The sequence below is a fragment of the Pseudomonas sp. FP818 genome, assembly GCF_030687335.1.
GTDB classification, from domain to species: domain Bacteria; phylum Pseudomonadota; class Gammaproteobacteria; order Pseudomonadales; family Pseudomonadaceae; genus Aquipseudomonas; species Aquipseudomonas shahriarae.
Window position 1 is genome coordinate 48,797 of sequence record NZ_CP117427.1, and the last position, 13,065, is coordinate 61,861.

General features: G+C 61.2%; 11 protein-coding genes. 10 read left to right on the forward strand and 1 reads right to left on the reverse strand.

What is annotated here, in order from left to right; translation table 11 throughout:
• The first annotated feature begins 9 nt into the window (after nt 1–9).
• From PSH80_RS00245 to PSH80_RS00270, 6 genes are all read left to right on the forward strand, one after another.
• Nucleotides 10–762 carry a gluconate 2-dehydrogenase subunit 3 family protein gene (locus PSH80_RS00245; protein ID WP_169960462.1) on the forward strand — a complete coding sequence of 251 codons (753 nt, stop codon included), beginning with the start codon at nt 10–12 and terminating at the stop codon, nt 760–762.
• A 2-nt stretch (nt 763–764) separates the two neighbouring features.
• Complete coding sequence (locus PSH80_RS00250; protein WP_057957892.1) at nt 765–2,549, forward strand: GMC family oxidoreductase; 1,785 nt, start codon at nt 765–767, stop codon at nt 2,547–2,549.
• A gap of 12 nt (nt 2,550–2,561) precedes the next feature.
• Nucleotides 2,562–3,857: a cytochrome c gene (locus tag PSH80_RS00255; RefSeq protein ID WP_305418722.1), complete on the forward strand. Its 1,296-nt coding sequence runs from the start codon at nt 2,562–2,564 to the stop codon at nt 3,855–3,857.
• An 81-nt stretch (nt 3,858–3,938) separates the two neighbouring features.
• Nucleotides 3,939–4,997: a PA0069 family radical SAM protein gene (locus tag PSH80_RS00260; RefSeq protein ID WP_057957894.1), complete on the forward strand. Its 1,059-nt coding sequence runs from the start codon at nt 3,939–3,941 to the stop codon at nt 4,995–4,997.
• Nucleotides 4,998–5,228: 231 nt separating this feature from the next.
• Nucleotides 5,229–5,960, forward strand: coding sequence for a carbonic anhydrase (locus PSH80_RS00265; RefSeq protein WP_057957895.1), 732 nt, complete (start codon nt 5,229–5,231; stop codon nt 5,958–5,960).
• A gap of 85 nt (nt 5,961–6,045) precedes the next feature.
• Complete coding sequence (locus PSH80_RS00270; RefSeq protein WP_305418725.1) at nt 6,046–7,593, forward strand: SulP family inorganic anion transporter; 1,548 nt, start codon at nt 6,046–6,048, stop codon at nt 7,591–7,593.
• Nucleotides 7,594–7,679: 86 nt separating this feature from the next.
• Here PSH80_RS00270 and PSH80_RS00275 read toward each other — a convergent pair whose 3' ends face one another.
• Nucleotides 7,680–8,327, reverse strand: coding sequence for a hypothetical protein (locus PSH80_RS00275; RefSeq protein WP_057957897.1), 648 nt, complete (start codon nt 8,325–8,327; stop codon nt 7,680–7,682).
• 367 nt (nt 8,328–8,694) lie between these two features.
• On the opposite strand from PSH80_RS00275, the gene coxB reads away from it, so the two are divergent.
• The 4 genes from coxB (at nt 8,695) to PSH80_RS00295 (ending at nt 13,064) form a co-directional block, all read left to right on the forward strand.
• Nucleotides 8,695–9,822, forward strand: coding sequence for a cytochrome c oxidase subunit II (coxB, locus tag PSH80_RS00280; protein ID WP_057957898.1), 1,128 nt, complete (start codon nt 8,695–8,697; stop codon nt 9,820–9,822).
• 58 nt (nt 9,823–9,880) lie between these two features.
• A complete protein-coding gene (gene ctaD / locus PSH80_RS00285) occupies nt 9,881–11,470 on the forward strand; it encodes a cytochrome c oxidase subunit I (protein ID WP_057957899.1) in 1,590 nt (529 codons plus the stop codon).
• Nucleotides 11,471–11,590: 120 nt separating this feature from the next.
• Nucleotides 11,591–12,142 (forward strand): cytochrome c oxidase assembly protein, encoded by a 552-nt coding sequence (locus PSH80_RS00290; RefSeq protein ID WP_057439257.1) that lies wholly within the window; start codon nt 11,591–11,593, stop codon nt 12,140–12,142.
• Between the two features lie 34 nt (nt 12,143–12,176).
• A complete protein-coding gene (locus PSH80_RS00295; protein WP_057957900.1) occupies nt 12,177–13,064 on the forward strand; it encodes a cytochrome c oxidase subunit 3 in 888 nt (295 codons plus the stop codon).
• Nucleotide 13,065 lies beyond the last annotated feature (1 nt).

Here is a 13,065-nt window from a genome sequence, read left to right on the forward strand (position 1 = left end):
GGTGCCACCATGTCTGATCAAGATCGAGACAACCCCCGGCGTGACTTTTTGCGCAAATCCTTGACCTTGATCCCGGTGGTCACGGTTGCCAGCACTGGCCTTGGCGGCTCGATGCTGATGGCCACGCCCGAACCTGCCCAGGCCAGCCCGGCCAGCGCGCCCGCCAGCGAAAAGGCCTACGAGCCGAGCTACTTCACCGCTGAGGAGTGGGCCTTTATCAACGCCGCCGTCGCGCGTTTGATCCCTGCTGATGCCCAAGGCCCAGGCGCTTTGGAAGCCGGCGCGCCGGAATATATCGACCGGCAGATGAACACCCCCTACGCCAGTGGCGCCCTGTGGTTTATGCAAGGCCCGTTCAATGCCGACGCCCCGCCCGAGATGGGCTGGCAGAGCAAACTGGTGCCCAGGGAGATCTATCGCCTGGGTATTGCCGCCACGGATTCCTGGTCGAAAGCGTTCAACGGTAAAACATTTGCTGGGCAAGACAGCGCTACCCAGGATGATTTGCTGCGTCGCCTGGAGGCGGGCGGTGCCGAAACCGGCGAGCATTTCGCGGCGGTCCCGCCGAAGATTTTCTTCAATTTGTTGCTGCAAAACACCAAGGAAGGGTTCTTCTGCGACCCGATCCACGGCGGCAACAAAGGCATGGTCGGCTGGACCATGATCGGCTTCCCCGGCGCCCGCGCCGATTTCATGGATTGGGTTGAACGCAACGAGCAATACCCCTTCCCGGCTGTTTCCATCCGCGGCGAGAGGGCATAAACGTGGCGACCATCATGAAGAAAGTGGATGCGGTTATCGTCGGCTTCGGCTGGACAGGCGCGATCATGGCCAAGGAACTGACCGAAGCCGGCTTGCACGTGGTAGCGCTGGAGCGCGGCCCGATGCAGGACACCTACCCGGACGGTAATTACCCACAGGTGATCGACGAACTGACCTACAGCGTGCGCAAAAAGCTGTTCCAGGACATCTCCAAGGAAACCGTGACCATTCGCCATAGCGTGAATGACATTGCCCTGCCCAACCGTCAGTTGGGCGCCTTCCTGCCGGGTAACGGCGTAGGCGGCGCGGGCCTGCACTGGTCGGGTGTGCATTTCCGGGTGGACCCCATCGAATTGCGCATGCGCAGCCACTACGAAGAGCGCTACGGCAAAAATTTCATTCCCAAGGACATGACCATCCAGGACTTCGGCGTCAGCTACGAAGAGCTGGAGCCGTTCTTTGACTACGCCGAAAAAGTCTTCGGCACCTCCGGCCAGGCCTGGACCGTCAAAGGCCAACTGGTGGGTGAAGGCAAGGGCGGCAACCCTTATGCGCCGGATCGCTCCAGCCATTTCCCACTGGAGTCGCAGAAAAACACCTACTCGGCGCAGTTGTTCCAGCACGCGGCCAACGCCGTGGGCTATAAGCCCTACAACCTGCCTTCGGCCAATACCTCGGGGCCCTACACCAACCCCTATGGTGCGCAGATGGGGCCGTGCAACTTCTGTGGTTTTTGCAGCGGGTATGTCTGCTACATGTACTCCAAGGCATCGCCCAACGTGAACATCCTGCCGGCTCTGCGCCAGGTGCCGAACTTTGAGCTGCGGCCAAATTCCCACGTGCTCAAGGTCAATCTCGACAGCACCAAGCGCAAAGCCACTGGCGTGACCTATATCGACGCCCAGGGCCGGGAGATCGAGCAACCGGCGGACCTGGTGATTCTTGGCGCCTTCCAGTTCCACAACGTGCGCCTGATGCTGCTCTCGGGCATCGGCAAGCCCTACGACCCGATCACGGGCGAAGGGGTGGTGGGCAAGAACTTCGCCTACCAGAACATGGCCACCATCAAGGCCTACTTCGACAAAGACGTGCATACCAACAACTTCATCGGCGCTGGCGGCAATGGCGTGGCGGTGGACGATTTCAACGCCGATAACTTCGACCATGGTCCCCATGGCTTCGTCGGCGGCTCGCCGATGTGGGTCAACCAGGCGGGCAGCCGGCCGATTGCCGGCACCTCCAACCCGCCGGGCACGCCGGCCTGGGGCAGTGCGTGGAAGCGCGCCACCGCCGATTACTACACCCACCAGGTGTCGATGGACGCCCACGGAGCCCATCAATCCTACCGGGGCAACTACCTCGATCTGGACCCGGTTTACCGTGATGCCTACGGCCTGCCGCTGCTGCGCATGACCTTCGACTGGCAGGAAAACGACATCAAGATGAACCGCTTCATGGTCGAAAAAATGGGCAAGATCGCCGAAGCGATGAACCCCAAGGCGATTGCCGTGCTCGGCAAGAAGGTCGGCGATCACTTCAACACCGCGTCCTACCAGACCACCCACCTCAACGGTGGCGCGATCATGGGGACCGACCCGAAGACCAGTGCGTTGAACCGCTACCTGCAGTGCTGGGATGTGCACAACGTGTTTGTCCCAGGTGCATCTGCTTTCCCACAAGGCCTGGGCTACAACCCTACGGGCCTGGTGGCGGCGCTGACCTATTGGTCGGCCCGGGCGATTCGCGAGCAGTACCTGAAAAACCCCGGCCCGCTGGTTCAGGCATAAGGAGCGACGACCATGAAAGCATTTGTTATCGCGACCCTGGCCCTGTTCAGCAGTTGCTCGGTGAGCGCGGCTGAAACTGATCTGATCAAACAAGGCGAATACCTGGCCCGCGCCGGTGACTGCGTGGCCTGCCACACCGCCAAGGGCGGCAAGCCGTTTGCCGGTGGCCTGCCGATGGAAACCCCGATCGGCGTGATCTACTCCACCAACATCACCCCGGACAAAACCGGCCTGGGGGACTACAGCTTTGAAGACTTCGACAAGGCCGTGCGCCATGGCGTCGCCAAAAGCGGTAGTACCCTTTACCCGGCGATGCCCTACCCGTCTTACGCTCGCGTCAGCGAAACCGATATGCAGGCGCTGTATGCGTACTTCATGAAAGGGGTGGAGCCGGTCGCCCAACCGAACCAGGACAGCGACATTCCCTGGCCCTTGAGCATGCGCTGGCCCCTGGCCGCGTGGCGCTGGATGTTCGCACCCGAGGTGGCCGACTACCAGGCCCCGGCCGATGCCGACCCGATAATCAGCCGTGGCGCCTACCTGGTGGAAGGTCTCGGCCACTGTGGCGCCTGCCACACCCCACGCGCTCTGACCATGCAGGAAAAGGCCCTGAGCGCGTCTGAAGGTTCTGCGTTCCTGTCGGGCAGTGCGCCGCTGGAAGGCTGGATCGCCAAAAGCCTGCGCGGTGACCACAAGGATGGCCTGGGCAGTTGGAGCGAAGAGCAGCTGGTGCAGTTTCTCAAGACCGGCCGCAGTGATCGCAGCGCGGTGTTTGGCGGCATGAGCGACGTTGTAGTCCACAGCATGCAGTACATGTCTGAAGACGACCTGACCGCTATCGCCCGTTACCTCAAGAGCCTGCCGGCAGTCGACCCCAAGGATCAGCCGCACCAATACGACAAGCAGGTGGCCGAGGCGCTGTGGAAGGGCGATGACAGCCGGCCGGGCGCGGCGGTGTACATCGACAACTGCGCGGCCTGCCATCGTACCGATGGTCATGGCTATACCCGGGTGTTCCCGGCGCTGGCGGGCAATCCGGTATTGCAGACGGCGGATGCCACATCGTTGATCAATATTGTGTTGAATGGCGGAACCCTGCCGGCCACTCACGCCGCGCCTTCCGCCTTCACCATGCCGGCCTTTGCCTGGCGCCTGTCGGATCAGGAAGTGGCGGATGTGGTGAGTTTTATCCGTGGCAGCTGGGGTAACCAGGGGGCGCCGGTGAAGGCTGGCGACGTGGCCGACCTGCGCAGAAGCGATAAACACACCACCTCGGGCGACGATCTGGGGCAAGTGACGAGTCACTGATTCAGCCTTTGCCGCCCAACGGCACTGGTCAGAGACGCTGCGCCTCGATACTGTATATAAAAACAGTATCGAGGCGCTTGTATGTCCACTCCTCTGCCGCCGCGCGGGCGAGGCACCGCCACCAACCTGCACAATCGCTTTGCGCCCACGGTCAGTGTGGCCGAGGACGACGGTTGGTATCAGGAAGTACCGCCGACCCAGGGCACCGAAGTGCGCATCGAGACGGCGAAGACCATCATCACCCGCAACACCTCGCCGGACCTGCCGTTCGACCGCTCCATCAACCCTTACAGGGGGTGTGAGCACGGTTGTATCTATTGTTATGCGCGGCCCAGCCATGCCTATTGGGACATGTCCCCGGGCCTGGACTTTGAAACCAAGCTGATCGCCAAGAGCAACGCCGCCCAGGTGCTGGAGCAACAATTGTCCAAGCCCGGCTATGTGTGCGCGCCGATCAATTTGGGCTCCAATACGGACCCGTATCAACCGATCGAACGTGAATACCAGATCACCCGGCAAACCCTGGAGGTGCTGCTGCGCTATCGCCACCCGGTGACTATCGTGACCAAGGGGTCGTTGATCCTGCGTGACCTTGACCTGCTCACGGAGCTGGCCCGCCAGCGGCTGGTGGCGGTGATGATCAGCCTCACCAGCCTGGACGATGAACTCAAGCGCATCCTCGAGCCCCGCGCGGCGGCGCCCAAGGCGCGGCTGCGGGCGATCCGGGTAATGCGCGAGGCGGGTATCCCGGTGGGTGTGCTGTGTTCGCCAATGATTCCGATGATCAACGACAGTGAACTGGAAAGCCTGCTGGCCGAAGCCCATGCCGCCGGGGCGCAGAGTGCGGCCTATATGATGCTGCGCCTGCCCCTTGAAGTAGCGCCGCTGTTCGAGGAATGGCTGGCGGCCCATTATCCGCAGCGAGCGGCCCATGTGATGAGCCTGGTCCGCCAGGTACGTGGCGGGGAAGTCTATGACAGCCGCTTCGGTGTGCGCATGCGCGGTGAGGGGCCGTTTGCCGATTTGCTGGCGCAACGATTTGCCAAGGCGATCAAGCGCTTGGGGCTCAATCGTCGGGAAGGGTTCAATCTTGATTGCAGTGCATTCTGTCCGCCCGGCAGGCAGCTGGCTTTGTTGTAGACTGATACAAAAGCGCGTGTTGCCCGGCCAGGGTGGTCGCGTTTTGATATCACTGAAACCCGCGAGATAGAGCGGTTGATTCAGTTTGAGTTAAGTTTCGGCAGGTACCTTGTTCATCAAGTGACTGGTGGGTCGGCGGCACTGGCTGGGTGGTTTCCATGTGTTGTTTCCCGGTGATCGCGCGTCGACCTGAACTAGAAGACTCTCCTGCCCCAACCACGAGGATGAATCATGAGTGACAAGGATAAACAGCCGTTGGCTGCGTCGGCTTCAGCCCCTCACGAGGCGGAGTCCGCCGATGCAGCGCTGCAGCACATTGTTGATGGTTTTTTGCATTTCCATAATGAGGTCTTCCCCCAGCAGGAAGAGCTCTTCAAGAAGCTCGCCACGGCCCAGAGCCCACGGGCGATGTTTATCACCTGTGCCGACTCGCGCATTGTTCCGGAACTGATCACCCAGAGCTCCCCGGGCGATCTGTTCGTGACCCGTAACGTAGGTAACGTCGTGCCGCCCTATGGGCAGATGAACGGCGGTGTGTCCACGGCCATCGAGTACGCGGTGCTGGCGCTTGGCGTGCAGCACATTATTGTCTGCGGCCACTCCGATTGTGGCGCCATGCGGGCAGTGCTCAACCCCCAGAGCCTGGAAAAAATGCCCACGGTCAAAGCCTGGCTGCGCCACGCCGAGGTCGCCAAGACCATGGTCCAGGACAACTGTGATTGCGCCAACGAAGGCGAAAGCATGCAGGTGCTGACCGAAGAAAACGTCATCGCCCAGTTGCAACACTTGCGCACCCACCCCTCCGTGGCTTCGCGCATGGCCAACGGTCATTTGTTTATCCATGGCTGGATCTACAACATCGAGACCAGTGAAATCAAAGCCTACGACGCGGATCAGGCCACATTCCGGCCGTTGAGCGGTTCCGGACCGATCCCTTCGGCGACGCCCAAAGCGCGCTTCTAAAACAATCCCCTGCCGGGTAATGCGATGGCTGCCATGGATGCAGCCAGGCCTTGCCACGCCCGGCGAATGCCTCGGGAGAGTCATCATGCGTGCAGCTCAATTAAAAACAGTGCTGCCACGGGAGCTGTTGGCTTCGGTGGTGGTGTTTCTGGTGGCCTTGCCCTTGTGCATGGGGATCGCCATTGCCTCGGGCATGCCCCCGGCCAAGGGCCTGCTTACCGGGATCATTGGTGGCCTGGTGGTGGGCTGGCTGGCCGGCTCGCCCCTGCAAGTCAGCGGGCCGGCGGCCGGCTTGGCGGTGTTGGTGTTCGAACTGGTGCGCCAGCACGGCATGCTGATGCTCGGGCCGATCCTGTTGTTGGCCGGCTTCCTGCAACTGGTGGCCGGGCGCCTGCGCCTGGGCTGCTGGTTCCGGGTGACGGCGCCGGCGGTGGTCTACGGCATGCTGGCGGGGATCGGAGTGTTGATTGTCCTGTCGCAGGTCCACGTGATGCTCGATGGGGCGCCCAAACCCTCCGGGCTGGATAACCTCGCCGGCTTTCCCGCCGCAGTGGCCCAGGCCATTCCCAGCCTGGGTGGCGGGCTCGGTTGGCAAGCCGGTCTGCTGGGCCTGGCGACCATGCTGGTGATGTGGTTGTGGGACCGGTTTCGCCCGCAAAAACTGCGTTTTGTGCCGGGGGCATTGCTCGGCGTGGGCCTGGCGACCGCGACCAGCCTGGCGCTGGCCCTGCAGGTCAAGCGCGTTGAGGTGCCAGAAAACCTTGCCGACGCAATTGATTGGCTGCGCCCCAGCGACCTGTTGAACCTGGCCGACCCCAACCTGTTGATCGCGGCCTTCGCGGTGGCCTTTATTGCCAGTGCCGAAACTCTGCTCTCGGCGGCAGCAGTGGACCGCATGCATAACGGCCAACGCTCGGACTTCGACAAGGAATTATCCGCCCAGGGTGTAGGCAACATGCTGTGCGGTCTGGTGGGTGCATTGCCCATGACCGGCGTGATTGTGCGCAGCTCGGCCAACGTCCAGGCGGGGGCGACCACGCGTTTGTCGGCGATGTTCCACGGTCTCTGGCTGCTGGCCTTTGTGTTGCTGCTGTCGAGCGTGCTGCAGAGCATTCCGGTGGCGAGCCTGGCGGGTGTGCTGGTGTACACCGGGATCAAGCTGGTAGACCTCAAGGCGTTCCGTGGCCTGGGGCGCTATGGCCGGATGCCGATGTTCACCTACGCGGCCACGGCCCTGGCGATCATCTTTACCGACTTGCTGACGGGCGTGCTGGTGGGCTTCGGCCTGACCCTGGTGAAACTGGCGTGGAAGGCATCACGCTTGAAAGTCAGCCTGGCCGACCTGCCCGAGGACGGTGAAATGGAGTTGCGACTGGTGGGGGCGGCGACCTTTCTCAAGGTGCCTGCATTGACCCAGGTGCTGGCGACCGTGCCGGCGGGGACCACCGTGCATGTGCCGCTCAATAACCTGAGCTACGTGGACCATTCGTGTCTGGAGTTGCTGGAGGAATGGGGGCGGGCCAATGCGGCGAAGGGTTCGAAGTTGGTGATCGAGGCGCGGGGGTTGAAGCGTCGATTGGAAGGGCGGATACGTACCACGACGCGGATTGGTTCGGCCCCGTCAGTGGGCTGACGAAACCGGATAAAAAAATGTGGGCGCGGCGGTGCGAAGATTCGACTTGCCCGCTCCCACATTTGTTATACGCCTGGCAGGAAAACTCAGGCCGGCTGATCCAGCTCCAACTCCACACCCAACTGGCGCGACAGGCACGGCCAGCGTTTCCACGCGGCTTCCGTTGCCGGGCTCTTGAGCTGCTCGCGATAGGCCTCGACGGACTCCAGGGCGAAGCTCTCTTCATTGAGCATTTCATCCACCGCCAGGTGCACGGCTTCGTCCAGTTGATTGGCGAAATCTTCGCCGATCAACTGGTGGGCAATCACATTGGCAACGGTGGTGTCCGCCGGAATCAAGGGCTGGCCGAAATGCTTGATATACAGATCGTTGACTTCTTCCACCAGCCGATGGGCCAGGTAGGCCTCGTCCAGCAGGCCGTTCAGGCCTTCATGGGCGGCCAGGATCGCGGGTGGCTGCAGAAAGAAGTGCTCGGCAATTTTCAGCACCGGCTTGATCTGGCTTTCAATTCCGGCTTCCCGGGCCACGTCGTTGGCGGCATCCAGCAGGTCCGGGACCTGGGCGATGTAGGCGCTGACGAAACGTGTCATCACCGCGTTACGATCACCCTCGGCCAGGGAAATGGCCGAGTGCAGGTGCGGTAACTGTGCGTCCAGTTGTTTAGCCAACAGGCCGGTGGATGCTTCGTGTTGATGGGCACGGGAAATCTGCTCGCGCAATGCGGCGGTGTTCATGAAAGCTCCAGTAATACGGGCGTAGGAAAGGGGATTGCATAAGGTAGCTCGTTTATACGAGCCCCTAAGATGCATTTGTCATAATTATTTCATGGTTATGCATCGCTGTTATATCGAATCGCCATCGTTCGTCGGATAGGCCTTCAATCTGCGGGCTGGCCAGCGCCGTTCGTCTCTTTTCACTGATTTGCCCCCTCACATTGCGGGGTCGCAGTCGCTGTCTATACTCGGGGATGTACGCAATTAGCTGATGACGCCCGACTGCATTAGGCAGGCAAGGCTTGGCGGATGTAAGCAGTTTGGAAGCCGCCCCCTTGGCCGCAGGTGCAAACCGGCGGGATAACAAGAACGATAAGGGGAACCCGCAATGACGCGACATCCACATGTTTGGATGGGCTTACTCTTGTGGTCAGTATTCAGCCAGGCGCAGGCCGCCTGGACGGTGAATATGGCACCAGGGGCCACGGAAGTCAGTCACGCCGTATTCGACCTGCACATGACCATCTTCTGGATCTGTGTGGTGATCGGCATCATCGTGTTTGGCGCCATGTTCTGGTCGATGATTATGCATCGACGTTCCACGGGCCAGGTGGCGGCCAAGTTCCACGAAAGTACGACGGTGGAAATTCTCTGGACCGTGGTGCCCTTGCTGATCCTCGTCGCCATGGCCATTCCGGCGACCAAGACCCTGATCAACATCTACGACAGCAGTGAGTCGGATATCGATATCCAGGTCACCGGCTATCAGTGGAAGTGGCACTACAAATACCTGGGCCAGGACGTCGAGTTCTTCAGCAACCTGGCCACCCCCGCCGAGCAGATCCATAACCAGGCCACCAAGGGCGAACACTACCTGCTGGAAGTCGACCAGCCGCTGGTGCTGCCGGTGGGCGCCAAGGTGCGCTTCTTGGTGACTGCCGCCGACGTGATCCACTCCTGGTGGGTGCCGGCGTTTGCGGTCAAGCGCGATGCCATCCCCGGCTTCGTCAACGAGGCCTGGACCCGGGTCGAGAAGCCCGGCATCTACCGTGGCCAGTGCGCGGAGCTGTGCGGCAAAGACCACGGTTTCATGCCCATCGTGGTCGAGGTCAAGTCCAAGGCCGACTACGCCACCTGGCTCGGCGAGCGCAAGGAGGAAGCTGCCAAGCTCAAGGAGCTGACCTCTAAAGAGTGGACGCTCGAAGAGCTGGTGGCCCGTGGCGACAAGGTCTACCACACCGCCTGCGTGGCCTGTCACCAGGCCGAAGGCCAGGGCTTGCCGCCGATGTTCCCGGCGCTCAAGGGCTCGAAGATCGCCATTGGACCGGCGGCAGACCACCTGAGCATCGTCTACCACGGCAAGCCCGGTACAGCGATGGCGGCCTTCGGCAAGCAACTGTCGGAAGTCGATATTGCGGCGGTCGTGACTTACGAACGTAACGCCTGGGGCAACAACAAAGGCGACATGGTCACGCCTAAAGACGTGCTGGCCATCAAACAGGCGGAAAGCAAATGAACCTCTTCATTGCGTATGCCCTTAACCGCCCCGCCCATCCGCTTGCAGGAGAACGGTCATGAGCACTGTGATTGATGACCACGGTCATGCCGCTGACCACGCCCACGGTCCCGCCAAGGGCTTGATGCGCTGGGTGCTGACCACCAACCACAAAGATATCGGGACCATGTACCTGTGGTTCAGCTTCGCCATGTTCCTGCTGGGTGGTTCGTTCGCCATGGTGATCCGCGCCGAGCTGTTCCAGCCGGGCCTGCAGATCGTCGAGCCGGCGTTCTTCAACCAGATGACCACCATGCATGGCCTGATCATGGTGTTTGGCGCAGTGATGCCGGCGTTTGTCGGCCTGGCCAACTGGATGATCCCGCTGATGATCGGTGCGCCGGACATGGCCCTGCCGCGCATGAACAACCTCAGCTTCTGGCTGCTGCCCGCGGCGTTCCTGCTGCTGGTCTCGACGTTGTTCAGCCCGGGCGGCGGGCCGAACTTTGGCTGGACCTTCTACGCCCCGCTCTCTACCACTTACGCCCCGGAAAGCGTGACGTTCTTTATCTTTGCCATCCACCTGATGGGTATCAGCTCGATCATGGGCGCGATCAACGTGGTCGCGACCATCCTCAACCTGCGCGCACCCGGTATGACCCTGATGAAGATGCCGCTGTTTGTCTGGACCTGGCTGATCACCGCCTTCCTGCTGATTGCAGTGATGCCGGTACTGGCCGGTTGCGTGACCATGATGCTGATGGATATCCACTTCGGCACCAGCTTCTTCAGCGCCGCTGGCGGCGGAGACCCGGTGCTGTTCCAGCATGTGTTCTGGTTCTTCGGCCATCCCGAGGTGTACATCATGATCCTGCCGGCCTTCGGTGCCGTCAGCTCGATCATCCCGACCTTCTCGCGCAAGCCGCTGTTTGGCTACACCTCAATGGTCTACGCCACGGCGAGCATTGCGTTCCTGTCGTTTATCGTGTGGGCGCACCATATGTTCGTGGTGGGTATCCCGTTGGTGGGCGAGTTGTTCTTCATGTACGCCACCCTGCTGATCGCGGTGCCCACCGGGGTCAAGGTGTTCAACTGGGTCAGCACCATGTGGCAAGGCTCGCTGACCTTTGAGACGCCGATGCTGTTTGCCGTGGCCTTTGTGATCCTGTTCACCATCGGCGGCTTTTCCGGGCTGATGCTGGCCATCGCTCCGGCGGACTTCCAGTACCACGATACCTACTTTGTGGTGGCGCATTTCCATTACGTACTGGTGCCCGGCGCAATCTTCGGGATCTTCGCCTCGGCCTACTACTGGCTGCCGAAATGGACCGGCCACATGTACGACGAAACCCTGGGCAAGCTGCACTTCTGGCTGTCGTTCGTGGGGATGAACATGGCGTTCTTCCCCATGCACTTCGTGGGGCTGGCCGGGATGCCGCGGCGGGTGCCGGACTACAACCTGCAGTTCGCCGACTTCAACATGGTGTCGTCGATTGGCGCCTTTATGTTCGGCGCCACGCAGATTTTCTTCCTGTTTATCGTGATCAAGTGCATCCGTGGCGGCGAGCCGGCGCCGGCCAAGCCGTGGGATGGCGCCGAAGGGCTGGAGTGGAGCATTCCTTCACCGGCGCCCTACCACACCTTTACCACGCCGCCGGAGGTCAAATGAACCCGGTCATGAAAACACTCCCGATCCCCTGTGGGAGCGGGCTTGCCCGCGATGGCGGCCTCAAGACCCCTGCAGAGCTTGAGGGCCTCATCGCGAAGCCAGCTCGCCCAGGTGGGCGTCATGGCTGACTCCGTACCTCTCAACCGCCTGGTCACGCGCCTGCTTATCCTGGTGCTGGCGATGTTCGCCTTCGGCTTTGCCCTGGTGCCGATCTACGACGTGATGTGCAAAGCGTTTGGCATCAACGGCAAGACCGCCGGGCAGTACGAGGGCTCGCAGGTGGTCGACCCCTCGCGCCAGATACGGGTGCAGTTCCTGTCGACCAATGCCATCGATATGGTCTGGGAATTCCACTCCAGGGCCGACGAAATCGTGGTCCATCCCGGTGCGGTCAACGAGATGGTGTTCGTGGCCTTCAACCCCACCGACAAGCCGATGACAGCCCAGGCGATCCCGAGTATTTCCCCGGCCGAAGCGGCGATGTACTTCCACAAGACCGAGTGTTTTTGCTTCACCCAGCAAGTGCTGCAGCCGGGAGAGCGCATCGAGATGCCGGTGCGCTTCATTGTCGATCGCGACATGCCCAAGGATGTGAAGCATTTGACCCTGGCGTACACGCTGTTCGATATCACTGCGCGCCAACCGCCCGTGGCTGTCCATACCGGCGGCTAGGCGTGCCTGCGGGCTCGATTAGGAGAACGGATACATGTCGACTCATGATACGTACTACGTACCAGCGCAAAGCAAATGGCCAATAATTGCCACGTTTGGGCTGTTGATCACCGTGTATGGCCTGGGTGTGTGGTTCAACGACCTTAAGGCGGCCCGCCCGGAATCCCACGGTCCGCTGATCTTTTTCGTTGGCAGCCTGCTGCTGGCCTACATGATGTTTGGCTGGTTTGGCGCGGTGATCAAAGAAAGCCGCGCCGGCTTGTACAGCGCGCAGATGGACCGCTCGTTCCGCTGGGGCATGACCTGGTTCATCTTCTCCGAGGTGATGTTTTTCATCGCGTTCTTTGGCGCGCTGTTCTATGTGCGGCATATGTCGGCGCCGTGGCTCGCCGGTGAGGGCTCCAAGGGCATTGCCCATATGCTGTGGCCCAACTTCGAGTTCGCCTGGCCGCTGCTCAACAACCCGGATCCCAAGCTGTTCCCGGCGCCGGAAGGCACCATCAGCCCGTGGGGCCTGCCGTTGGTCAACACCATCTTGCTGGTGAGCTCCAGCGTGACCATCACCATCGCCCACCACGCCCTGCGCAAGGGCCATCGCGGCGCGCTGAAGATCTGGCTGGCGATTACCGTGTTGTTGGGGGTGGCGTTCCTCGGCTTCCAGGCTGAGGAATACATCCACGCCTATAAAGAGCTGGGCCTGACGCTGGGGTCCGGGGTGTATGGCGCGACGTTCTTCATGCTCACCGGCTTTCACGGCGCCCACGTGACCATCGGCACGATCATTTTGTTCGTGATGCTGATGCGCATCCTCAAGGGGCATTTCAATGCCGAGCACCAGTTCGGTTTCGAAGCGGCCAGTTGGTATTGGCACTTTGTCGACGTGGTGTGGATCGGGTTGTTTTTCTTCGTCTACGTGCTGTAGC